The sequence below is a fragment of the Kineococcus xinjiangensis genome, from assembly GCF_002934625.1.
Lineage (GTDB): Bacteria > Actinomycetota > Actinomycetes > Actinomycetales > Kineococcaceae > Kineococcus_A > Kineococcus_A xinjiangensis.
The window spans coordinates 34,167-57,181 of the sequence record NZ_PTJD01000014.1 but is presented as its reverse complement, the minus strand read 5'-3'; the positions used below and the strand labels follow the sequence as shown (position 1 = coordinate 57,181).

The following is a 23,015-nucleotide window of genomic DNA, read 5'->3' as shown; positions in this document are numbered from 1 at the left end:
ATGTGATTGCCCAGGTGGCTGCCCGTGACAGCACGACGGGCCGTGGCCGGAGCGCGAGGAGATCCATGTCGCACAAGATCAGCGGTGAGCTCGCATGAGCGCCCGCCGCAGGTTCCAGGCCGCCCGCGCCGCCGTCGCGATGACCGGCACCCTCGCCGTGCTCCTCAGCGCCGCCGCACCCGCCAGCGCCAGCACCCTCGGGTACGACCCCGGGCACAAGGGCTCCCTCCACCACATCGCCGCCGCCGTCGGTGCGCACGACTCCTACCGCGCCGGGTTCGCCGGCAAGGGGATCGGCGTCGCCCTCATCGACACGGGCGTCACGCGGGTGCCCGGCCTCAACACCGGAAACGTCGTCAACGGCCCCGACCTGTCCTTCGACAGCCAGGACCCCAACCTCGCCCACCTCGACGGCTACGGGCACGGCACGCACCTGGCGTCGATCATCGCCGGGCGCGACCGAGCGGGGAGGCCGGCCTCCTACGCCGAGTCCTCGCGCTTCAACGGCATCGCGCCCGACGCGACCCTCGTCAACGTCAAGGTCGGCGCGCACGACGGCGCGGTCGACGTCACCCAGGTCATCGCCGCCATCGACTGGGTCGTCGAGCACCGCAACGACCCCGGGCTCAACATCCGCGTCATCAACCTCTCCTACGGCACCGACTCCCTCCAGAGCCCGGCCGTCGACCCCCTCGCCTACGCCGTGGAGAACGCCTGGCGCAAGGGCATCGTCGTGGTCGTCGCCGGCGGCAACGACGGCTCCGACAAGCGCGTCCTCGCCAACCCCGCGCAGAGCCCGTACGTCATCGCCGTCGGCGCCGACGACACCCGCGGCACCCTCAGCGCCGCCGACGACGTCGTCCCCGCCTGGGGCACCCGCGGGGACAACACCCGCCACGTCGACGTCGTCGCCCCGGGCGTGTCCGTCCACGGGCTGCGGGTCCCCGGCGGCTACGCCGACGTCCGCAACCCGCTGGCGCGTGCCGGCACCCGCTTCGCCAGGGCGTCCGGGACCTCCCAGGCCGCCGCCGTGGTGAGCGGCGAGGTGGCCCTGCTGCTCCAGGAGAACCCCTCGCTGACCCCCGACCAGGTCAAGCGCCTGCTGATGAACACCTCCACGCCGTTCAGCTCGACGCCCGTGCAGCACCGCGGCAACGGGCTGACGGGGGTGCGCCGGGCGCAGACGCTGCCCGTGCCGCTGGCTGTGCAGGCACCCACGGCGGCCTCCACCGGCACCGGCTCGGTGGAGCTCTCCCGCGGCAGCTCCCACGTCAGCTTCAACGGCGTGGCGCTGAGCGGCGAGGTCGACATCTTCGGCCGGCCCTGGCAGGGCGTCGCGTGGGCGTCCGCGACCGACGAGCTCACCGCCTGGGACGCCGGCACGTGGATGGGCGCGACGATGACCGGCTCCGCGTGGTCGGGCACCACCTGGCCCACGACGAGCTGGGCGGGCACGACGTGGACGGGCGTGACCTGGAAGGACGCCGGGTGGACGGGCGTGACCTGGAAGGACGGGGGGTGGACCGGCGTCACCTGGAAGGAGGGGACGTGGACCGGCGTCACCTGGAAGAGCAGCACGCTGGCGAGTGCCGGCTGGTCGTGACGGGCTGATGCCTGGTGCGAGGGGCGGGGAGGGTGGGAAATCCACCTCCCCGCCCCTCTTGGCGTCCGAGCGGGTGGGATTCGCGGCAGGCCCTTCGGGAGCGCACCGGTGTTGCCGAGAACCAGCGGAAGGACCAGACGGACCGGCGTCGCGTGGAAGGAGTCGGCATGCTCGTGAGAGAGCGCTACCTCCGCCCCTCCCGCGAGACGTTCCTCGTTCTGGCCCTCATCGCCGCGCTGCTCCTCGCAGGCGCCGGGCTGGGTGCGCCGCAGTGGGGGCAACCCGCACATCTCCCCTTCCTGCCGGTCCCCTGGTGGGCACTGGCCCTCGTGTTCGCCGCGGTCGAGGCGGTGAGCCTCGACCTGCAGATCAAGCGGGAGGCCACGGCCGTCTCGATCAGCGAGCTGCCCCTGGTGCTCGGGCTCTTCCTCGCGGCTCCGGCCGACCTGCTCGTCGGCCGGGTGGTCGGATCCGCTCTCGTCTTCGTCCTCATCCGCCGGTCACCAGTGCTGAAGACGACGTTCAACCTCGCCCTGGTGGGCTTCGAGACCTGCGTCGCCGTCGCCGCCTTCGCCGTCGTCACCACCTGGGCCGACGGTCTGGACCCTCTCTCCTGGGGAGCGGCCTACGTCGCCGTCCTGCTCGCGCAGGCCCTCTCCTTCGTCGGCCTCGGCCTCGTCATCGCAGTCCACGAGGGTGACGCGCGCATCGGCTCGATCCTGTGGGTGACCATCGCGGGCCTGCGTACCGCACCGATGGGCATCACCCTCGCCCTCATCGCTGTCACGTGCCTGTTCGCGGACCCCCGCAGCGCTCTCCTGCTCGCGGGTGCCGGTGGGGTCATGCTCATCGCCTACCGCGCCTACTCGGCCCTCCACGACCGCCACCTCGGCCTGGAGAGGATCTTCCGCTTCAGCCAGGCCGTCACCAGCTCGCCCGGCGTCGACGAGGTCCTCACCAGCGTCCTCACCGAGGCGAAGGACCTCCTGCACGCGGAGCAGGCCGAGGCGGCGTTCGTGACGCCCGGCGGCAGCATCGCGCGGGTGCGCCTCGACGTCGGCGGGCGGCTGCGCCGCTCCGAGGAGGTGGAGCAGTCCGCCGACCGCTGGCTGCTCGGCGCGGTCGTCGACGGCGGCGCGCCCGTCCTCATGCCCCGCGGGACGCGGGACGCCGCGCAGCACCGCTGGCTGGAGCGGGAGGGGGTGCGGGAGGCCGTCGCCGTCCCGCTGCGGGGCGGGGCGGGCATCGTCGGCGCCCTCGTCGTCGCCGACCGCCTCGGCGACGTGCGGACCTTCAGCCCCGAGGACGTCCTCCTGCTGGAGACCGTCGCCAACCACGCCAGCACCGCCCTGCAGAACGGGGAGCTGGTCGACCGCCTCCGCCACGACGCCTTCCACGACGCCCTCACCGGCCTGCCCAACCGGGCGGAGCTGCAGCGCCTCGCCGTGGCCGCCCTCGACGACGTGCGGGACCGGCGCAGCGGCTGCGCGGCGGTGCTGCTGCTCGACCTCGACGGGTTCAAGGACGTCAACGACACCCTCGGCCACCACCAGGGCGACCAGCTGCTCGTCGAGGTCGCCGCGCGCCTGACCGACGCGGTCGGGTCCGCGGGCACCGTCGCCCGCCTCGGGGGCGACGAGTTCGCCGTGCTCCTGCCCGGCGCCGACGCCGAGCGGGCGCAGGGCGTCGGCCGGCGCATCCTCGCCGCCCTCGAGCAGCCGGTGGAGCTGAACGGCATGGAGGTCGAGGTGGGCGGCTCGCTGGGGGTCGCGCTCGCCCCCCAGCACGCCGTCGACCCCGCGACGCTGCTCAAGCGCGCCGACGTGGCGATGTACGAGGCGAAGGCCTCCGGCCGCGGCCTGTGCCTCTACGAGCCCGAGATCGACACCGCCACCCCGCGCCGGCTCACGATGGTGGGGGAGCTGCGCGCCGCCCTGCAGCGGGGCGAGATCGACGTCCACGTCCAGCCCAAGGCGCTGCTGACCACCGGCGAGGTCGTCGGCGTGGAGGCGCTGGTGCGCTGGGACCACCCCGTCCTGGGGAAGGTGTCGCCGGAGGAGTTCGTGCCGGTGGCCGAGCGCAGCGGTCTCATCGGCCCCCTGACGTCGCGGGTGCTGGACGTGGCCCTCGCCGCGTCCGCGCAGTGGCGCAGCCGGGGCGTGGACGTCAGCGTCGCCGTGAACCTGTCCCCCCGGAGCCTGCGCGGCTCCGACCTCGTCGAGGAGGTCGCCCGGCTGCTGCGGCGCTACGGCGTGCCAGGCGACCGGCTCGTCCTGGAGGTCACGGAGGGGTCCGTGATGTCCGACCCGGCGCGCTCCGTGGCGATCCTGCACGAGCTGCGCGCCCTCGGCGTGCGGCTGTCCGTGGACGACTTCGGCACCGGCTACTCGTCGCTGTCCTACCTCAAGCGCCTGCCCGTGCAGGAAGTCAAGATCGACCGCAGCTTCGTCGTGGGCCTGCGCGAGGGCGGCGGGGACGTGCCCATCGTCCGCTCCATCGTGGACCTGGGCCGGCACCTGGGCCTGCGGGTGGTCGCCGAGGGTGTGGAGGAGCAGGAGGCGTGGGACCTGCTCACCGCGATGGGCTGCGACCTCGTCCAGGGCTGGCACCTCGCCAGGGCGATGCCCGTCTCCGACTTCCTCACCTGGTACGAGCAGCGCTCCCGCGCCGTGCCGAGGTCCCTGCGCGCGGTCTGAGCACCGGCCGAGGCCCCGACCGGGCTCCCGGGACCGGGCGCGTCAGCCGGCGGCGAGGAGGTCGCGGGCGACGTCGTCCGGGGTCTCCCACTCCAGCAGCTGCAGCACCGCCGTGCTCATCCGCCGGTGCCGGTGCTCCGCGAACGACGCGTCGACCTGCTCGGCGAGGGCGGCGAAGCAGGGCGCGATGCCCGGGCTCGGGTGGTCGCCGGGGCGCTGGGCGGCCTGTTCCCGCGCCGCGAGGACGACCGTGCTCAGCGCCTGCCCCGTGCACACGTGGCGCCCGTGCCCCAGGGCGTGCTCCCTGCTGCCGTGGACCAGCAGCAGTCCCTGCTCGGCGATCTGCAGCACCGCCCCCGCCGCGGCCGCGGCGGCCTCCCGGTGGGCCGTGACGTCGACCTGGGCGTGCACGAGGTGCCTGCGGACCTCGTCCGTGTGGCCGCCCGCCAGCCAGTACCCCTCGGTGTGCCGCGTCGCCGCCCGCATCACCTCGTCGGGGTCCTCCTCGCCGAGGTCGAGGTCCTGCCCGGTGTCGTACTCGCTGACCACCTCGGCGGTCAGCCGCGCCAGCCGCTCCTCGGCGATGCCCAGTTCGCGGCGCTCCTGCTGCACGAGCTGCAGCAGGCTGCCCAGCGCAGCGCGGCAGCCCTGCAGGTAGTCGGGCATCGACGTGCGGATGGTGAGCACCTGCGGCCTCCTCGCTGCGGGGAACAAGAACCCTAGGCGCCTTCGCGCCGCAGCGCGCGCCGTCGCGGCGGGTGTGTCGCCCGGACGGCGCAGGGGCCGGCCGGGGGGTGCCCGGCGCCGCGGTTGACGTTCACGTCATCATGGGGCCATCTCGGCCGAGGAGGTCACCGGTGACCACCGCCGCGTCCACCGCGGGGCGGACCGTGCACGGGTGGCCGCCGGCGGCCGTCGGCTCGTCGACGCCGGCGCAACGGTGCGCCCGGAAGGAGCATGCGTGTTCTCCAAGGTGCTGGTGGCCAACCGCGGCGAGATCGCCGTCCGGGCGTTCCGGGCGGCTGTCGAGCTGGGAGCGCGGACCGTCGCGGTCTTCCCCTACGAGGACCGCGGCTCGGAGCACCGCCTGAAGGCGGACGAGGCCTACACGATCGGGACCGAGGGGCACCCGGTCCGCGCCTACCTCGACGTGGACGAGATCGTGCGGGTCGCCCGCGACTCCGGGGCGGACGCCGTCTACCCCGGCTACGGCTTCCTGTCGGAGAACCCCGCGCTGGCGCGGGCCTGCGCCGCGGCGGGGATCACCTTCGTCGGCCCGCCGGCGCACGTCCTGGAGCTGGCGGGCGACAAGGTCCGCGCGCTCACGGCGGCCCGCGAGGCCGGCCTGCCGGTGCTGCCCTCCTCGGCGCCCTCGTCCGACCCGGAGCAGCTCGTCGCGGCCGCCGAGGAGATCGGCTTCCCGGTGTTCGTGAAGGCCGTCGCGGGCGGTGGCGGCCGCGGCATGCGCCGGGTCGAGGAGCCCGGGCAGCTGCGCGAGGCCCTCGACGCCGCCATGCGGGAGGCCGCTGCCGCCTTCGGCGACCCGACGGTCTTCCTGGAGCGGGCGGTGCTGCGCCCCCGGCACATCGAGGTGCAGGTGCTCGCCGACGCCACCGGTGAGGTCGTGCACCTGTTCGAGCGGGACTGCTCGGTGCAGCGCAGGCACCAGAAGGTCGTCGAGATGGCGCCCGCCCCCCACCTCGACCCCGCCGTCCGGGAGGCGCTGTGCCGCGACGCGGTGGCCTTCGCCCGGGCCATCGGCTACGTCAACGCCGGCACCGTGGAGTTCCTGCTGGACACCGTGGGGGAGCGCGCGGGGCAGCACGTGTTCATCGAGATGAACCCGCGCATCCAGGTCGAGCACACCGTCACCGAGGAGGTCACCGACATCGACCTCGTCGCCTCCCAGCTGCGGATCGCCTCGGGGGCCACGCTCGCCGACCTCGGCATCCGCCAGGAGGCGATCCGGGTCAACGGCGTCGCGGTGCAGTGCCGCATCACCACCGAGGACCCCGCGAACGGGTTCCGCCCCGACACCGGCCGGATCACCGCCTACCGCAGCGCGGGCGGCGCGGGCATCCGCCTGGACGGCGGCACCACCCAGACCGGCGGGGAGGTGAGCCCGCACTTCGACTCCATGCTGGTCAAGCTCACCGCGCGCGGGCGCGACCTGCCCACGGCGGTGCGCCGCTCCCGCCGGGCCCTGGCGGAGTTCCGCATCCGCGGCGTCCGCACCAACATCCCGTTCCTGCTGAACCTGCTCGGGGACCCCGACTTCCTCGCGGGCAACGTCTCCACAGGATTCATCACCGAACGCCCCGACCTGCTGCGCGGCAACGAGTCCGGTGACCGCGGCACGAAGCTGCTGCAGTACCTCGCCGACGTGACCGTGAACCGGCCCTACGGGCCGCCGCGCGGGACCCCCGACCCCTCGGGCAAGCTGCCCGCCGTCGACCTCGCCGCGGCGCCGCCGCCCGGCTCCCGCCAGCGCCTCGCGGAACTCGGACCGGAGGGGTTCGCCGCGGACCTGCGCGCCGCCACGGCCGTCGCCGTCACCGACACCACGTTCCGCGACGCGCACCAGTCCCTGCTCGCCACGCGCGTGCGCACCCGGGACCTGGTGGCCGCGGGCCCCGCCGTCGCCCGGCTGACGCCGCAGCTGTGGAGCATCGAGGCGTGGGGCGGTGCGACGTACGACGTGGCGCTGCGCTTCCTCGGCGAGGACCCGTGGGACCGCCTCGCCGCGCTGCGGGAGGCCGTGCCGAACGTGAACCTGCAGATGCTGCTGCGGGGCCGCAACACCGTCGGGTACACCCCCTACCCGGCGAGCGTCACCCAGGCGTTCGTGGCGGAGGCCGCCGCCACGGGGATCGACGTGTTCCGCATCTTCGACGCGCTCAACGACGTGGAGCAGATGCGCCCGGCCGTCGACGCCGTGCGCGCCACGGGCACCGCGGTGGCCGAGGTGGCGCTCTGCTACACGGGGAACCTGACCGACCCCGCGGAGCGGCTCTACACCCTCGACTACTACCTGGGGCTGGCCGAGCGCATCGTGGCCGCGGGCGCCCACGTGCTCGCCATCAAGGACATGGCGGGCCTGCTGCGCCCGCCGGCTGCGCGCACGCTGGTGGCGGCGCTGCGGGAGCGCTTCGACCTGCCCGTGCACCTGCACACCCACGACACCGCCGGAGGGCAGCTGGCGACGCTGCTCGCTGCGGTGGAGGCGGGGGTGGACGCCGTGGACGCGGCATCGGCGCCGATGGCGGGGACCACGAGCCAGCCGTCGCTGTCGGCGCTGGTCGCGGCGCTGGAGTTCACCGAGCGCGACCCGGGGATCTCCCTGCAGGCGGTGGGCGCCCTGGAGCCGTACTGGGAGGCGGTGCGGAAGGTGTACGCGCCGTTCGAGTCCGGGCTGCCCGGGCCGACGGGGCGGGTGTACCGCCACGAGATCCCCGGCGGGCAGTTGTCGAACCTGCGCCAGCAGGCCATCTCCCTCGGTGTGGCGGACCGCTTCGAGGCGGTGGAGGAGACCTACGCCGCCGCCGACCGGATCCTCGGGCGCCTCGTGAAGGTGACGCCCTCCTCGAAGGTGGTCGGCGACCTCGCGCTGCACCTCGTCGCCGTCGGTGCCGACCCGGCCGAGTTCGCGGTGGACCCGCAGAAGTTCGACGTCCCCGACTCCGTGGTGCGCTTCCTCGCCGGCGAGCTCGGCAACCCTCCCGGGGGCTGGCCCGAGCCGTTCCGCACGCGCGCCCTGGAGGGCCGCGACGTCACCGTCCGGGAGGTCGTGCCCAGCGAGGAGGACTTCGAGGACCTGCAGAGCCCGGGCCGGCCGCGACGGGAGGCCCTGAACCGGCTGCTCTTCCCCGGCCCCACGAAGGTGCTCGCCGACAGCCGCCACGACTTCGGCGACGTCTCGGTGATCCGCACCCCCGCCTGGCTGCACGGCCTGCAGACGGGGCGCGAGGAGGTCGTGGAGCTCGAGCGGGGCGTGAACGTGCTCGTCGGGCTGGAGGCGGTCTCCGACCCCGACCAGCGGGGGATGCGCACGGTCATGACCACCCTCAACGGGCAGCTGCGCCCCGTCCAGGTCCGCGACCGCTCGGTGGAGGCGGACGTCAAGGAGGCCGAGCAGGCCGACCCCACCGACCCGCGGCAGGTCGCTGCGCCCTTCGCGGGTGCGGTGACGGTGCGGGTCGCCGTCGGCGACGAGGTGGCGGCCGGGCAGGCCGTGGCGACCATCGAGGCGATGAAGATGGAGGCGTCGATCACCACGCCCGTCGCCGGCCGGGTCAGCCGGATCGCGGTGCCGGAGGTGTCGCAGGTCCAGGGCGGTGACCTGATCGTCGTGGTGGGTTAGTCCCGCCGGCGCGGCGAGGGGATCGGTCGTGCCGTTCCTCTTGCCGTGCAGCGCCGACGGGAGCACCATCGAAGGAGGCCGTGAGACCTGGCAGCCGATCCGAGGAGTGGTGCACGAGATCCGCCGACGGCCTGCGAGAGGAGGCGCCGTGCCGCTGGACCCGCTGACGAACATCGACGGCATCCCCTGGGATGCCGAGGAGTACGCACCCGCCCCGCCGGTGATGGTGGAGGACCCCGCGGAGGATCTGCCCGCGGAACCCGACGTCACCGACGCGGCCGACCGTCCCCTCGAGGACCCGGAGCGACCAGAGCCCGTGCCCCTCGACGAGGACGACTACGCACACGAGGTGCCGTAGCGACACCGGTGGCCGTCCCCCCGAGGGGGCGGCCACCGGTCGGTTCGAGGGTGGAGGGGCCATGACCGGTCCGGAGTTCAGCGGTCCTCAGACGAGCGCGGCCGGCGCGGCCCCGGGCGGCGGTGCACCGCTGACGGTGGGCTACTCCGGGTCGGAGGCCTCCCGGGCCGCCTTGCGGTGGGCGCTGCGCGAGGCGCAGACCTGGGGGTGCGGGCTCGACGTCGTGGCGGTTGACCCGCCGAACCTGCTGGGCCTGCCCCGGATGCCCGGTGGCCACGTCACGGGCGCATCCTCGACCGTGCGCGAGGCGCTCGCCGAGCAGCGCCGCAGCAGCGGGGGACGCGAACCGGACGTCGTGGTGCGCAGCGTGCGGGGTGATCCGGCCGTGGCCCTGATGGACGCCGCCGCAGGCAGCCGGGTCCTGGTGCTCGGTGCGGGGCGGCGCCTCGGACCCCTGGGCTTCGGCTCCGGCCGCGTGCTGCGGGGCGGGGTGCGCAACTGCCCGTGCCCGCTGGTCGTGGTCGGCCCCGCCGTGGTCGACGCGCCGGTGCGCCAGTTGCTCGTGATGGCGGACGACGACGAGGCCGTGGGGCGCTGGGCGGCTCTGCGGGCGCGGACCGGGCGGGTCCGGGCCCGGGTGGTGACGCCCTGGGGCGTGGGACCGTTGCGCCTGATCGACCACGACTCCGAGCGGAGCCGGGCGCACGAGGAGGCGCTGTCCCGGCACCGGCGGACGGCGACCGCCCTGGACGCGGTCCTGCGCCGTCCCGCCCGCAGCGAACTGGCGGAGGGGCGGTTGCGCGACGTCCTGCAGCACCGCGCGGTGGCCGGTGACCTGGTGGTGCTCGGGCGGGTCGGGTTGCACGACGTCCCCGTGCGCTCGCTGCCGGCGCCGGTGGCCATCGTGCCTCCGCAGTACGCGGGGCTCGGCGGCTACCGGATGATCAGTCTCCCCGGCGACCGCACGCTCACCCTGCCCGCCGAGCCGGTGCCGCAGGAGCGCTGAGGGCGAGCCGCCCGGGTCGGACGGGTTGGTTCGCGGAGCGGCCGGACCGGGAGCGGTCAGGCGGCGGAGGGCGAGCCGGGTTCGGTGCGGGGCAGCACGTCGAGGCGCTCCAGGAGGAACAGGAACGCCGCGGCGTAGGGGTGGTGGTCGACATCGGCGCGCACCCGGTCCCACTCGACCTGCTCGCGCAGCGCCCGGGCCACCGGCAGCATCCGCGAGTAGTTGCAGAAGTGCTCCGACAGCGCCAGCAGCTTCGACGTGAAGAGCTCCGTGGCCCGCAGCACCGGCATCCGCACGGAGAGGACCTCCAGCTCGTCGGCCTGCTGGACCAGCTCCCGGTCGACCGGCGTTCCGGCGAGGCGGAACAGGACGTCGACGAACACGCCGTCCGTCCAGACCTTGAACAGCCAGTCCTCCGGCGGGCGCTCCACCTCCAGCCCGGCCTCCCGCAGCACCTCGATCGCCCGGTCGACGTCGTCCTCGGCGATGAGGAAGTCCACGTCGTGCTCGGACTCGGGCCCCCCGCGGGCCCAGGCCGCGTAGCCACCGCAGAGGCAGAAGCCGAGATCGCTGCGCTTCAGCGCCACCGCGGTGCGCTTGAGGGCCTCCCGCAGGGCCCTGCGCTCCTGCACGACCTGTTCGAGCTGCGTCACCCCAGCATCTTCCCCGACGGGGCACCGGCCCGCTCGGCCAGCGCGGCAGCGCGTTCGGGAGGGCACCCCGCGCTCGCGCGGGGCAGACTGGCCGGGTGCGCGTGGCGACGTTCAACATCCTCCACGGCCGGTCCCCCGAGGACGACCGTGTCGACCTCGACAGGTTCGCGGCGGCGGTGAAGGACCTCGACGCCGACGTCCTCGGGCTGCAGGAGGTGGACCGGGACCAGCCGCGCTCGTTCGGCGCGGACCTGACGGCCGTGGCGGCCGAGGCGATGGGGGCGCCGGAGCACCAGTTCGTGGCGGCGCTGAGGGGAACTCCCGGGGCCACGTGGATGGCCGCGACGGGGGACGAGCAGCCCGGCTCGGCGACCTACGGGATCGCCCTGCTGTCCCGGCTGCCGGTGCACTCCTGGGAGACGGTGCGCCTGCCGGCTCCTCCGACGCGCATGCCGGTGAAGTTCCCCGACAGGCGCTGGCCCGTCCTCGCGCACGACGAGCCGCGCGTGGCGGTCGCAGCGGTCGTCGAGGGGCCGCGCGGGCTCATCACCGTGGTGAACACCCACCTGTCGTTCGTGCCGCGGTGGAACTCCTGGCAGTTGCGGCGGCTGATGCGCGCGGTGTCGGGGTGCTGCCCGGAGCCGCTGCTGCTCACCGGGGACCTCAACATGGACAGCGGCGAGCCGGAGCGCGTCACGGGCCTGCGCTCGCTGGCGCAGGTCCCGACGTTCCCGGCCCACGCACCGCACCGCCAGCTGGACCACGTCCTGGCCCGCGGCGACGTGGGCGAGGTCGCGGCGGCGGAGGCCCCCTGCGTTCCGCTGTCCGACCACCGGCCCCTCGTGGTGGACCTGCGCTGACCCGGGTCGCGCCGACCCGGGCCGCGCTGAGCCGCGGGGGCTACTGCTCGTAGTCCTCCACCTCGGGGACGGGACGCGGGTCGACGTCGTCGGGGTTGAGGCCGGCGTCCCTGCGGGCGCGCCGCTGGCGGAGCAGGTCCCACGCCTGGTCGAGCTGCTCCTCCGCCTGTCGCAGGCGTGCGTGCTCCTCGGACTCGTCGATCTGCCCGTCCTGCAGCTGCTGGCGCAGGCGGTGCTCCTCGTCGACGAGTTCCTGGATGCGCTGGAGGAGCTGCTTCTCGTCCATCGTGCCTCCTTGTCGTCCGGGGCGCCGGCCGCCGTGGCGGGCGGTCCGGTGCCGGGTCCGCACAGCACGCTATGACCTCCGCGCCGCCGTGGCGCGCCGTGATCGTGCGGGCACCCGGGTGGGGGAGCCGGTGGCGCCGGGCGGGTGAACCGGTACGGCTGCGGTGCGGAGCCCGGTCGCGGCGCCGCCATCCTGCGAGGGTCGGCCGCTGCCCCGGCCGGCCCCTCCCGCCGCGACGGCCGGGCGGGACGACGTCGCCCAAGCGGAGCGGAGCATCGCGGTGGACCCCCGGTACGCAGACCTCGAGGCCCCGGTCCGCCCCCGCCTGGGGCGGGACGGCCTGCCTGACGTGCCGCGGTCCCCGACGGGGCGCGTGCCGCAGTGGGTGCTGGACGAGGCGACGGGCAGGGCGCCCCAGCGCAGCGGGTGGCGGTCGGCGCCCACGTACGGCGGTGCCGGTCCCCGGGGGCGGCGTCGCAGGCGCCGGCGCACCGCGGCGCTCGGCGTCGGCTGCCTGGCGCTGCTCGCGGGGATCGTCGCGGTCTCGGGGGCGGGGGTGCTGCCGGACGCTCCGGACGGTGCCGTCCCCGCGCGCAGCGGGCCGGGTCCCCGGCAGGGGGCGCCGGCGCGGCCGGCGGAGCACGCCCCCGCGTCGGGCGCGGGCTGGATGCCGGCGCACCTGCAACGGGACGGGACGACCCCCATCGCCTGGGACCCGTGCCGGCCGGTGCACGTCGTCATGCGCCCGGACGGCGCCCCGCCCGGCGCCGAGGCGCTGCTCACCGGCGCGCTGGACGAGGTGGCGGCGGCGACCGGCCTGCGCTTCGTCTACGACGGGGTCACGGACGAGGCGCCGTCCGCGGAGCGCGCACCGCTGCAGCCCGAGCGCTACGGGAACCGTTGGGCGCCGGTGCTCGTGGTGTGGTCGACCCCCGCGGAGGAGCCGGAGATGCGCGGGCTGGGCGGCCGGGCGGCCCCCCGTCCCGTGACGGCACCGGACGGTGCGTGGGTGTACGTCAGCGGCACGGTGGAGCTGAACGCCACCGTCTTCGGCGAGCTGCTCGCCGCGCCGGGGAGTGAGGAGCGGGCGCGGGCGATCGTGCTGCACGAGTTCGGGCACGTCGTGGGCCTGGGCCACGTCGAGGACCCGGGGCAGCTCATGCACGCGTCGGGCAGCGAGGTCGTGACCTTCGGGCCGGGCGACCTGGCGGGGCTGGCGGAGCTGGGGCGCGGGGAGTGCGTGCCGGTGCTGTGAGCCCGGCGCCGCGGTCCGGCTGCTCGTGCCCGGAACGGAGGAGGGACCGGGGGCCGCCACCGGCCCCCGGTCCCTCCTCCGCGCCCGTGCGGGCGGTCGACGCTCAGCCCTTGACGGCGCCCGCGGTGAGACCGCCGGTGATGAAGCGCTGCAGGTACTGGAACAGGATGATCACGGGGATGCTGAACAGCACCGAACCGGCCGCGAAGAGACCGAGGTTGTTGCTGCGGTCACCGTCGATGATCCCGTAGAGGCCGGTCGCCAGGGTCTTCGACTCCGCGTCGGTGAGGAAGATGCTCGCGATGATGAACTCGTTGGCCACGCCGATGAAGGCGAGCAGCCCGGTGGTCGCGAGGATCGGCGTCACCAGCGGCAGGATGATGCGGAAGAACGCCTGCGCGTGGCTGGCGCCGTCCAGCATCGCCGCCTCGTCGAGGTCGCGGGGCACGGTGTCGAAGAAGCCCTTGATGAGCCACACCTGCAGCAGGGCCCCGCCCATCAGCACGAGGCCGTAGCCGAGGATGGAGTTCAGCCCGAGCGCCGGCACGATCTCCCCGATGCCCGCGAACATCGAGAAGAGCGCGATCACCGCGAGGAACTGCGGGAACATCTGGATCAGCAGCAGGGCCAGCAGGCCGGTGCGCCGCCCGCGGAAGCGGAAGCGGGAGAAGGCGTAGGCCGCCAGGGCGCTGCACAGGACCTGCGCCGCCGAGACCAGGGTGCAGAGGATCAGCGTGTTGAGGTACCACCGCAGGAACGGGCCGCGCTCGCCGGACAGCAGCCGCGTGAAGTTCTCGAAGCTGATCTGCCGGGGGATGATGCTGGTGCTGGCGACCGTCCCGATCGGGTTCAGCGACGCCGAGACGACGAAGAGGAGCGGGAAGATCGCGAAGGCCACGGCGGCCAGCGCCACGAGGTGGCGCCAGCCGACCTCGCGGACCCAGCGGGCGCGGTCCGGGCGCCTGGGGGCCGGGGTGGGGGAGCCGAGGGAGGCGGCCGTGGTGCCGGCGATCGCCGTGCCGGGGGTGGTGATCGGAGTCGTCATGGTGTCCTCAGTTCACGTCCTCGAGCGCGCGCGTGGCGCGGAACTGCCCGGCAGCGATCACAGCGGTCAGGATGAACAGCAGCACCGAGACGGCCGCCGCGAAGCCGAACTGCGCGCCGGCTCCGCCGAAGGCCAGCCGGTAGGTGTAGCTGATGAGGATGTCCGTCCCGCCGGCGTAGGGGTTGTCCGCCGTGAACGGGCCGCCCTCGGTGAGCAGCGCGATGAGGTTGAAGTTGTTGAAGTTGAAGGCGAAGGACGCCACCAGCAGCGGCGCGACCGGGACCATCAGCAGCGGAAGGATGATCTTGCGGAAGGCCGTGAACGGCCGGGCGCCGTCCATGACGGCCGCCTCGCGCAGCTCCGAGGGCACGGACTGCAGCGCTCCGGTGCAGACGATGAACATGTAGGGGTAGCCCATCCACGTGCCCGTCAGCAGGATCGCGGCCTTCGCCAGCCACGGGTCCCCGAACCAGTCCAGCCGCATGCCCAGCGTCTCGTTGATGAGGCCGAAGTCGCGGTTGTAGAAGCTCGACCACACCAGGATCGCGATCACGGCGGGCACCGCGTAGGGCAGGATCAGGAGCGAGCGGTACAGCCGCTGCCCGCGGATCCTGCTGTCGTTGAGGATGACGGCGAGCGCGAGACCCAGCCCGAACGCCAGTCCCACCGACAGGGCCGCGAACGCCAGGGTCCACGCGAAGATGCGCAGGAAGTCCTTGATGATGACGTCGTTGGTGAAGATGCGCTCGTAGTTGGCGGTGCCGACGCCCTGCAGCCAGCTCTGGGAGAAGGCGGGGGCGCCGTCCTCCTTGACGAAGAACTCGCTGTCGCCGACGAGGCCGATGCCGTAGCTCTCGCCGGTGCGGGTGTCGATGATCCGGTCGGCCGCCTCGTCGTACTGCAGGGCGGTGCGCCCCTCGAAGGCGCGGGCCACGCCCTGGGCGCGGATGGCGCCGTTCTCGGTGGGGACCGTGAACTCCTGCACGACGGGGCCTGCGGCGTTGACCTCGCGGGGGGTCAGGATGGTGTAGCCGTCGGCCTCGACGACCCTGCCCTTGGCCACCTCGACCTCGTCGGCGGGGACGTCGACGAGTCCCTCCGCGTCACCCCTGCTGACCTCGCCGGACTCGGCGTCGACGAGGAAGAACGTGAACGGCCCGTCCGTCGTCGAGCCCTGGGTGCCGACGCTGAGGGCGTAGACGGGGGAGTCCGGCAGCTGCTCGACCGAGCTGCCGATGATGCTCGCGATCGCCTCCTCCTTGGTGCCGCGCTTGCCGTCACCGAAGTTGGTGAACGACAGCTGCAGCGTGGCGATGATCGGGTAGATGATCAGCGCGAGCAGGAAGAGCGTGCCGGGGAGCAGGTACTTGGCCGGCACGAGGCGGCTGGTGGAGTACACGGCCCCGAGGGCGGCGGCGCCGAGGAGCAGCCCGGCGAGCCCGATCCAGCGCTCCTGCGCCACCAGGACCGGGACGAGCCAGACCACGACGGCGGCGACGGCTCCGAGGAGTGCGACGCGGATCGCGATGGTGGTCGCGGACAGCGAGCGGTGCGCGGGGGCCGGCTTCCGGCCCGGGCCGTCGGGGCCGGTCCCGGCGGTGGCGGTCCGCGGGAGGGACGCCTCCGTCGGAGCATGGGTGCGAGCGGGCATGGGGCTGTCTCACCTCGGGTGTGCGGGCGGCCGTGGTGCCGGCGGGAGGGCGCGGGGGCACCGGGGGTGGTGCGACCCGGGCGGTGACCCTGATCAGGACGGTCCAGATCAGGGCCACCGCCCGGGAGTTGGAGTACCGCCCGCCGCGCGCGGGGAACGCAGCGCGGCGGACGGTCGCTGAGGAGCCTCGGGGCTCGGGTCAGCCGATGGCGGCGCGGATGGCGTCGCCGGCCGAGGTCATGGTCTGCGCGGGGTCGGCGCCGTTGATGATGGCGGCGTGGGCCTTGCCCAGGGGCTCCCAGACACCGGCCATGGCCGGGATCGCGGGGAGGATCTGCCCGCCCTCGGCGGCCTGGGCGAACACCGCGGTGTCGGCGTCGGCGGCCGTCTGCTTGGCGAGGGCGTCCTTCAGGGCCGAGGGGCGGGGCTCCGCCTCGTAGAGGGCGTCCATCGTCTCGGGGGTGGCGGCGGCGTCGAGGAGGAACTGCTCGGCGAAGGCCTTGTTCTTGCCCTTGCTCGCCACGTAGAACGCCTGGACGCCGGTGAGAGGCTGGGCGGGCTCCATGCCGGCGAAGCCGGGGATGGGGCTGAGGGCGTAGTTGATGCCCGCCTTCTTCACGTCGGCGGTGGCCCAGGGGCCGGAGACCAGGTAGGCGCACTTGCCCTCGGCGAAGAGGGAGATGGAGTTGTCGCCGGTGATGGAGGTCTTCAGCGCGCCCTCCTTGGCCAGCCACGCCTCCTTCTCCGCGGCGGCGATGGAGCCGGGGCCGCCGACGCCGAGGTCCGTGGGGTCGTAGTCGCCCTCGGGGGTCTGGCCGAACAGGTAGCCGCCGGCGGAGCTGTAGAGCGGGTACATGTGGTACGCGTCGCCCTCCTGGCCCTGCTGCAGGCAGAGGGGGTTCTCCGCTCCGGAGGCCTTGCCGCTGGCGACGAGGTCCTCGACGGTGGCGGGGGCGTCCGGCACGAGGTCGGTGTTGCGGAAGAGGGCGATGGACTCGACCGCGTAGGGGACGCCGTAGGTCTTGCTGTCGAACGTCACACCCTTGAGGGCGATGTCGCTGAACTCCGCCTGCTGGGCCTCGGGGAGGTTCAGCGGGTCGATCGCGCTGTTCTGGACCATGTTGCCGATCCAGTCGTGGGCGCCGACGACGACGTCGGGGCCGTTGCCCGCGGTGTTGGCGGTGACGAAGTTGGTCTGCAGGTCCTCGGAGACGGCCTGGACCGCGACGGTGATCCCGTTGGCCTCGCCGAACTCCTCCGCGACGCCCTTCAGGGCCTTGGCGCGCAGGTCGTCCGCCCAGATGACGAGGTCGGCGCCGGCGCGCTCGGGGGCGCCGGTCTCGCTCTCGCTGGGGGTGCTGGTGGAGGAGGAGCTGGGCTCGTTCTGCGCGGGCTGGGCCCCGTTCGACCCGCACGCGGTGACGGACAGGCCGAGGCAGGCGGTGAGGGCCAGGGTGCGCAGCAGCTTCGAGGAGGTGGTCATGGGGGAGCTCCACGTGGCGGTGGGGGTGGGACCCGGGGGAGCGGCTCGATCGTTCGAGTCCGACCCCGTCGTCAGAACACGCGAAACGTAGCAAGAAATTGCAGGAACCGGAAGCGGCTTGCAGGCAGATTTCAGGCCCACGGGTGCGCTACCTTCCGGAGCGTGACTGCACGACTCGCCCACGTGGCGGCACAGGCGGGCGTCAGCGAAGCCACGGTGAGTCGCGTCCTCAACGACCGGCCCGGTGTGTCGGAGGCCACGCGCCAGGCGGTCCTCACCGCCCTGGACGTGCTCGGCTACGACCGCCCGTCCCGGCTGAGGGAATCGGCCGCGGGCCTGGTGGGGCTGATCGTCCCCGAGCTGAGCAACCCGGTGTTCCCCACCTTCGCCCAGGTCATCGAGACCGGACTCGTCGTCAGCGGCTACATGCCGCTGCTGTGCACCCAGACCCCCGGGGGCATCCAGGAGGACGACTACCTGCGCATGCTGCTGGACCGCGGCGTGGCAGGAGTCGTCTTCGTCTCCGGCCTGCACGCCGACACCACCAGCGACGCCTCCCGCTACGTGGCCCTGCACGAGCGGCGGCTGCCCATCGTGCTCGTCAACGGCTTCGTCGAGGGCCTCGACGTGCCGTGCCTGTCCAACGACGACGCCGCCGCGATGGACCTGGCCGTCAGCCACCTGGCGGGCCTGGGGCACCGGCGCATCGGCCTGGCCACCGGCCCGGAGCGCTTCCGGCCCGTCCAGCGCCGCACCGCCGCCTTCGAGCCGGCCGTGCGCCGGCACCTGGGCGAGGGCGCCGAGGCCCACGTCGAGCACACGATCTTCTCGGTCGAGGGCGGGGTGGCCGCCGCCCACCGCCTGCTGGACCGGGGCGTCACCGCGATCGCCTGCGGATCCGACCTGATGGCCCTGGGCGCCATCCGCGCCGTGCGCGACCGGGGCCTGCGGGTCCCGGAGGACGTCTCGGTGGTCGGCTCCGACGACTCCTCCCTGATGGCCTTCACCGACCCGCCGCTCACGACGATCCGCCAGTCGGTCCAGGCCATCGGCGACGCCGCCGTGCGTGCGCTCGTCGACGAGATCCTCGGTCACCCCACGCCGCGGGGGGAGTTCCTCTTCCGGCCCGAGCTCATCGTGCGCTCCTCCACGGCCGTCGCGGCGAGCTGAGCGAGCCCGCGCCGGGAGGCGCCGTCGAGCGGCGGACGGTGAGCTGCGGGGCGATCAGCGTGTCCGAGGGCTCCACCGCCTCGCCCTCGAGCTGACCCAGCAGCGCGCCCACCGCCGCCGCGGCCAGCTCCTCCACCGGCATGCGCACCGTCGTCAGCGCCGGATCGGTGTGCGCCATGAGCGGGGAGTCGTCGGAGCCGACCACCGAGACGTCCTCCGGGACCCGCAGGCCCCTGGCGCGCAGCGCCTCCACGGCTCCCAGGGCGGTCAGGTCGGAGCCGCAGACGACCGCGCTGGCACCGGCGGCGGCCAGCGCACCGGCCGCCGCCCGGCCGCCGGCGAGGCCGAAGGGCGCGTGCGCGAGCAGCGCTGGCGGCGCGTCGTGGCCGAGCACCACCCGGTGCGCCGCCCGGAACGCCCCCACCTTGCGCGCCGTGGTGACGTAGTGCGGGGGGCCGACGGCCAGGCCGATGCGGCGGTGCCCCAGCCGCACGAGGTGGCGCAGGACCTGCGTCATGCCCTCCCGGTCGTCCACGGAGAACGACGGCACCCCCGCGGTGGGCCGGTAGCCGTTGACCGTCACCAGCGCCAGGCCGCGCTCCCGCAGCAGCGCGTAGCGGGAGGCGTCGGCCGAGAGGTCGGCGTGCAGGCCGCTGACCATCACCGCCCCGCAGGCGCCGTGGCCGAGCAGCGTCGTCGTGCACTGGTCCTCGTCGAGGCCGCCGGGACCCTGCGAGAACAGGGCCCAGCTCAGGCCGGAGGCCACCAGCACCCGCCCCACGGCCTGCCCGAGCGCCGGGAAGACCGGGTTGTCGATCTCCGGGACGACGACGCCGACGAGGCCCGCGGGGTGCGCCTGCGGCACGGTGAGGCGCTGGTAGCCGAGGCCCTCCACCGCCGCGGCGATGCGCTCGCGGGTGGCCTGGGCCACGCCCGGCCGGCCGTTGAGGGCGCGGCTGACCGTCGCCTGGCTGACCCCTGCGCGGGCCGCGATGTCGGCGAGGCTGGTGCGCCGGCGTGTCATCCGATCTCCCCGTCAGGCTCGGCCGGGGTGCCCGGCGGTGCGGTGCGGCACCGTTCGATTGCAACATCTTGCGGCCCTGTCGGATCGCTTGCAAGGTTTTCAGCGCGAGGTTTGGCGCACCCGGGTGAGCGGGTGTGTCCTGCTTCTCTCGCGGGAACGCCGACCACGGCCCCCGTCCCCACCTGGCTCGCCGTTCCAGCGCGCCGGGTCGCGCGCCGGCGGCGACGACGCCGCGGCGAGGTTCCAGCGCTCCCAGGAGGACCACCATGGACGCCCTGCTCGATGTCTCCACCGCCCCGTGGGTCGACCTCCACCCGGTCCACCCTGCCACCCCCGGGGCGGAGTGGTGGCGCACTGCCGTCGTCTACCAGGTGTACCCGCGCTCCTTCGCCGACTCCGACGGCGACGGCATCGGCGACCTGCCCGGCATCACCTCGCGCCTGGAGCACCTCGCGGAGCTCGGCGTCGACGCGGTCTGGATCTCGCCGTTCTACCGCTCGCCGCAGGTGGACGCCGGCTACGACGTCGCCGACTACCGCGACATCGACCCCCTCTTCGGCACCCTCACCGACTTCGACGACCTCCTCGGCCGGGCGCACTCCCTCGGCCTGCGGATCATCATCGACCTCGTCCCCAACCACACCTCCGACGAGCACGCCTGGTTCCGCCAGGCCCTCGCCGCGGCCCCGGGCAGCGCCGAGCGCGGCCGCTACATCTTCCGCCCCGGCCGCGGCGCCGCGGGCGAGCTCCCCCCGAACAACTGGAAGTCGATCTTCGGGGGACCGGCGTGGACGCGGACCACCGGACCCGACGGGGAGCCGGGGGAGTGGTACCTGCACATGTTCGACTCCCGCCAGCCGGACCTGGACTGGTCCAACCCCGAGGTGCACGAGGAGTTCGAGTCCATCCTGCGCTTCTGGCTGGACCGCGGCGTCGACGGCTTCCGCGTCGACGTGGCCCACGGCCTCGTCAAGGCCGACGGCCTGCCCGACTGGAGCGGCTACACCGCCATGGTCGAGGGCTCCCGCGACAGCGGCACCGGCCCGATGTTCGACCAGGAGGGCGTGCACGAGATCTACCGCTCCTGGCGCCGCCTGCTCGACACCTACCCGGGCCAGCGCGTGCTGGTGGCCGAGGCGTGGATCGAGCACCTGCCCCGCATCGCCCGCTACGTCCGCCCCGACGAGATGCACCAGGCCTTCAACTTCACCTACCTCACGAGCAGGTGGGACGCCGAGGAGGCCCGGCAGTCGATCATCGACTCCCTCGAGGCCTCCGACGCCGTGGGCGCCCCCACGACGTGGGTGCTGTCCAACCACGACGTCGTCCGGCACGCCTCCCGCTTCGGCCTGAGCGAAGCCGGCTCCATGCCCAAGGGCATCGCCGCCTCCGACGAGCAGCCCGACGAGGAGCTCGGCCTGCGCCGTGCGCGGGCGGCCACCCTGCAGATGCTCGCCCTGCCCGGGGCCGCCTACCTGTACCAGGGCGAGGAGCTCGGCCTGCCCGACCACACCACCATGCCGGACGAGGTGCGCCAGGACCCGGCGTGGTTCCGCACCGCCGACGCCGGCAGCGACCGGGAGACGGGCCGCGACGGCTGCCGCGTCCCGCTGCCGTGGTCGGCCGCCGAGCCCGGCTTCGGGTTCTCCCCGACGGGCAGCGCCTGGCTGCCGCAGCCGGAGGGCTACGGCCGCTACGCCCTGGACGCCCAGCGCGGCGTGGCCGGGTCGACGTACGAGCTCTACCGCCAGGCGGTGGCGCTGCGCCGGCACCTGGGCCTGGCCTCCGGTGGCCTGGACTGCGTCGAGCTGGCCGACACCGACCCCTCCGAGGTCGTGGCGCTGCGCAACCGCGAGGTCCTCGTGATCACCGCGTACGGTCCCGGCCCCGTCGTCCTGCCGGCCGGCTCCGACGTCCTCCTCGCCAGCGACCACCTGGGGACCGACGCCCGCGGTCGCACCCTGCTGCCGCCGGACACGACGGCCTGGATCCTGCCCCCCACGCAGCGACTCCCGCGGGCGCGCAGCGCCGGCGCCGAGTGACCCGTCGAGGGGCTCCGCGGCCGTCCGGCCGCGGAGCCCCTCGACCCCGCGGGGCCCGTCAGCGCCTGCGCCGGTCGGCCTTGTCCTCGTACATCGCCGCGTCGGCCCCGGCCAGCAGCACGGCTGACTCGTAGCCGGACGTCTCCGTGTCGGCGACCCCCATGCTCGCCCCGGGCCGCATCTCCTGCCCCGCGATCGTCGCCGGCTCCTGCACCCGGGTGCTCAGCCGCCCGGCGAGGACCCGCAGGTTCTCGGTGCTGTCGATCCGATCGCAGAGCACCACGAACTCGTCACCGCCGAGGCGTGCCACGGTGTCCGTCGCCCGCACGGCGTCCCGGAGGCGGTGCGCCACGGTGACGAGCAGCTCGTCGCCGGCGGCGTGGCCCAGGGTGTCGTTGACCTGCTTGAACTTGTCGAGGTCGACGAAGATGAGCCCGACCAGGTGCTGGTAGCGCCGGGCGCGCTGCAGGCTCTCCTCCAGCCGGTCCATGAACAGGGCGCGGTTGGCCAGACCGGTCATCGCGTCGTACTGCGCCTGCGTCCGGGTGGCGTCGAAGAGCAACGCCTTGCCGACCACGAGGTTGGCGAGGTCGGCGATGTGGTGCAGCAGGTCGACGGCCTCGGAGTCGTCCTCGTCGAGGTCCGCCACCCCCAGCCAGCCCGTCGCGGGCTCCATGAGGGTCAGCGGTGCCCTCCGGACGGCGGCGTCCCCGGCCCCCTCCGTCGAGCCGTCCCCCGCGAGGCTGCCCGAGGCCGCGTGCTCGGCGCCGGCCCCGGGACGCTCGATGCAGATCTCGGCGCCGGTCACAGGCAGTTCCTGCAGGGCCACCGATGCCAGGAGCCGGGCGATCTCCCCGAGTTCGAGCATCCCCACGAGCTGGGCGGTGCGCTCGTAGAGCCGCTCCAGCCGCTCCAGGCGCTCCTGCGAGCGGCGCTGCAGCCGCCCGTTGTCGATGGCGAGCGCGACGCGGGTGGCGACGGCGCGCAGCTCCAGCGTGTCCGAGCTGTCGAAGGGCTGGTCCGCCCGGCGCACCAGGAGCATCGTGCCCAGGTCGTCGCGGCGGTGGCTGAGCCTGATCCACGCCACGTGCGCCGGCTCGTAGGCGCGCACCGCCTCCGGCACGGAGCACTCCGCGACAGGGCCGACGAGGATCGGGACCTCCACCAGGCGCGCGGTGTCGGCCTCCGACAGGGACAGCACCGGGGGCGGGGCGCCGGGGCGCATGCCCCACGCGGTGGCGGGCTGGTCCGCCCGCGTCCCGAGCCAGATGACGAGGATGTCCGCTCCGAACAGCTCGGCGATCTCGCTGGCCGCGCGGTCGAGGACCTCGTCGACGTCCGTGAGCTGCCCCAGCACGCTGACGACCTGGGCGAGGCGGGTGGCGCGGCTGAGGGCCTGCGCCGCACGGGCCTGGGCCGTGGCGTTGCGCTGGCGCAGCCGCTCGTTCTCCGCCCGCAGCCGCGTCACCTCCGCCAGCAGCTCGGCAGCGGTCTGCTCGGGCTCGAACGTGCTCACGGCTGCT

Annotated in this window: 17 protein-coding genes; 9 read left to right on the top strand and 8 right to left on the bottom strand. The window is 74.3% G+C overall.

All coding sequences use genetic code 11. The features are described from left to right. Positions 1 to 94: 94 nt before the first annotated feature. Together CLV92_RS16945 and CLV92_RS16940 are read left to right on the top strand one after the other, a co-directional pair. The gene (locus CLV92_RS16945) at positions 95 to 1,603 is read left to right on the top strand and encodes a S8 family serine peptidase (RefSeq protein ID WP_104434677.1); all 1,509 of its coding nucleotides are present in this window, start codon (positions 95 to 97) and stop codon (positions 1,601 to 1,603) included. Between the two features lie 167 nt (positions 1,604 to 1,770). Further along, on the top strand, positions 1,771 to 4,299 hold the full coding sequence (locus CLV92_RS16940) for a putative bifunctional diguanylate cyclase/phosphodiesterase (RefSeq protein ID WP_104434675.1): 2,529 nt from the start codon (positions 1,771 to 1,773) through the stop codon (positions 4,297 to 4,299). A gap of 42 nt (positions 4,300 to 4,341) precedes the next feature. Here the strand turns inward: CLV92_RS16940 and CLV92_RS16935 are convergent, their stop codons facing one another. Beyond that, positions 4,342 to 4,986, bottom strand: coding sequence for a hypothetical protein (locus tag CLV92_RS16935; RefSeq protein WP_104434673.1), 645 nt, complete (start codon positions 4,984 to 4,986; stop codon positions 4,342 to 4,344). 274 nt (positions 4,987 to 5,260) lie between these two features. Between CLV92_RS16935 and CLV92_RS16930 the strand changes: the two genes are divergently transcribed. From CLV92_RS16930 to CLV92_RS22950, 3 genes are all read left to right on the top strand, one after another. Then, positions 5,261 to 8,659, top strand: a complete 3,399-nt coding sequence (locus CLV92_RS16930) for a pyruvate carboxylase (protein WP_104434671.1) — start codon at positions 5,261 to 5,263, stop codon at positions 8,657 to 8,659. 148 nt (positions 8,660 to 8,807) lie between these two features. Beyond that, positions 8,808 to 9,017 carry a hypothetical protein gene (locus CLV92_RS16925; protein WP_104434669.1) on the top strand — a complete coding sequence of 70 codons (210 nt, stop codon included), beginning with the start codon at positions 8,808 to 8,810 and terminating at the stop codon, positions 9,015 to 9,017. A 61-nt stretch (positions 9,018 to 9,078) separates the two neighbouring features. Further along, a complete protein-coding gene (locus tag CLV92_RS22950) occupies positions 9,079 to 10,023 on the top strand; it encodes a universal stress protein (protein ID WP_104434667.1) in 945 nt (314 codons plus the stop codon). 56 nt (positions 10,024 to 10,079) lie between these two features. Here the strand turns inward: CLV92_RS22950 and CLV92_RS16915 are convergent, their stop codons facing one another. Continuing rightward, positions 10,080 to 10,676 (bottom strand): nucleotidyltransferase family protein, encoded by a 597-nt coding sequence (locus CLV92_RS16915; protein ID WP_211291217.1) that lies wholly within the window; start codon positions 10,674 to 10,676, stop codon positions 10,080 to 10,082. 95 nt (positions 10,677 to 10,771) lie between these two features. Between CLV92_RS16915 and CLV92_RS16910 the strand changes: the two genes are divergently transcribed. Continuing rightward, positions 10,772 to 11,536 carry an endonuclease/exonuclease/phosphatase family protein gene (locus tag CLV92_RS16910; RefSeq protein WP_104434665.1) on the top strand — a complete coding sequence of 255 codons (765 nt, stop codon included), beginning with the start codon at positions 10,772 to 10,774 and terminating at the stop codon, positions 11,534 to 11,536. A 40-nt stretch (positions 11,537 to 11,576) separates the two neighbouring features. On the opposite strand, the gene CLV92_RS16905 is transcribed toward CLV92_RS16910, so the two are convergent. Next, a complete protein-coding gene (locus tag CLV92_RS16905) occupies positions 11,577 to 11,822 on the bottom strand; it encodes a DUF2630 family protein (RefSeq protein WP_104434663.1) in 246 nt (81 codons plus the stop codon). A gap of 280 nt (positions 11,823 to 12,102) precedes the next feature. On the opposite strand from CLV92_RS16905, the gene CLV92_RS16900 reads away from it, so the two are divergent. After that, positions 12,103 to 13,077, top strand: a complete 975-nt coding sequence (locus CLV92_RS16900; RefSeq protein ID WP_211291216.1) for a zinc metalloprotease — start codon at positions 12,103 to 12,105, stop codon at positions 13,075 to 13,077. Between the two features lie 103 nt (positions 13,078 to 13,180). Here CLV92_RS16900 and CLV92_RS16895 read toward each other — a convergent pair whose 3' ends face one another. The 3 genes from CLV92_RS16895 to CLV92_RS16885 all read right to left on the bottom strand — a co-directional run bounded on the left by CLV92_RS16895 (position 13,181) and on the right by CLV92_RS16885 (position 17,256). Further along, complete coding sequence (locus tag CLV92_RS16895) at positions 13,181 to 14,122, bottom strand: sugar ABC transporter permease (protein WP_104434661.1); 942 nt, start codon at positions 14,120 to 14,122, stop codon at positions 13,181 to 13,183. Positions 14,123 to 14,129: 7 nt separating this feature from the next. Then, entirely contained in the window at positions 14,130 to 15,773 is a 1,644-nt protein-coding gene (locus CLV92_RS16890; protein ID WP_104434659.1) for an ABC transporter permease subunit, read from the bottom strand. A gap of 199 nt (positions 15,774 to 15,972) precedes the next feature. After that, positions 15,973 to 17,256: a sugar ABC transporter substrate-binding protein gene (locus CLV92_RS16885; protein WP_104434658.1), complete on the bottom strand. Its 1,284-nt coding sequence runs from the start codon at positions 17,254 to 17,256 to the stop codon at positions 15,973 to 15,975. Between the two features lie 162 nt (positions 17,257 to 17,418). Here CLV92_RS16885 and CLV92_RS16880 point away from each other — a divergent pair, with 162 nt between their 5' ends. Continuing rightward, a complete protein-coding gene (locus CLV92_RS16880) occupies positions 17,419 to 18,426 on the top strand; it encodes a LacI family DNA-binding transcriptional regulator (RefSeq protein ID WP_104434657.1) in 1,008 nt (335 codons plus the stop codon). Here CLV92_RS16880 and CLV92_RS16875 read toward each other — a convergent pair. Continuing rightward, positions 18,389 to 19,450 (bottom strand): LacI family DNA-binding transcriptional regulator, encoded by a 1,062-nt coding sequence (locus CLV92_RS16875; RefSeq protein WP_104434656.1) that lies wholly within the window; start codon positions 19,448 to 19,450, stop codon positions 18,389 to 18,391. The genes CLV92_RS16880 and CLV92_RS16875 overlap by 38 nt on opposite strands. A 266-nt stretch (positions 19,451 to 19,716) precedes the next feature. Between CLV92_RS16875 and CLV92_RS16870 the strand changes: the two genes are divergently transcribed. Further along, the gene (locus CLV92_RS16870) at positions 19,717 to 21,492 is read left to right on the top strand and encodes a glycoside hydrolase family 13 protein (protein ID WP_104434655.1); all 1,776 of its coding nucleotides are present in this window, start codon (positions 19,717 to 19,719) and stop codon (positions 21,490 to 21,492) included. A 58-nt stretch (positions 21,493 to 21,550) separates the two neighbouring features. Here CLV92_RS16870 and CLV92_RS16865 read toward each other — a convergent pair whose 3' ends face one another. Then, positions 21,551 to 23,008, bottom strand: coding sequence for a sensor domain-containing diguanylate cyclase (locus CLV92_RS16865; RefSeq protein ID WP_104434653.1), 1,458 nt, complete (start codon positions 23,006 to 23,008; stop codon positions 21,551 to 21,553). Between the last annotated feature and the right edge of the window lie 7 nt (positions 23,009 to 23,015).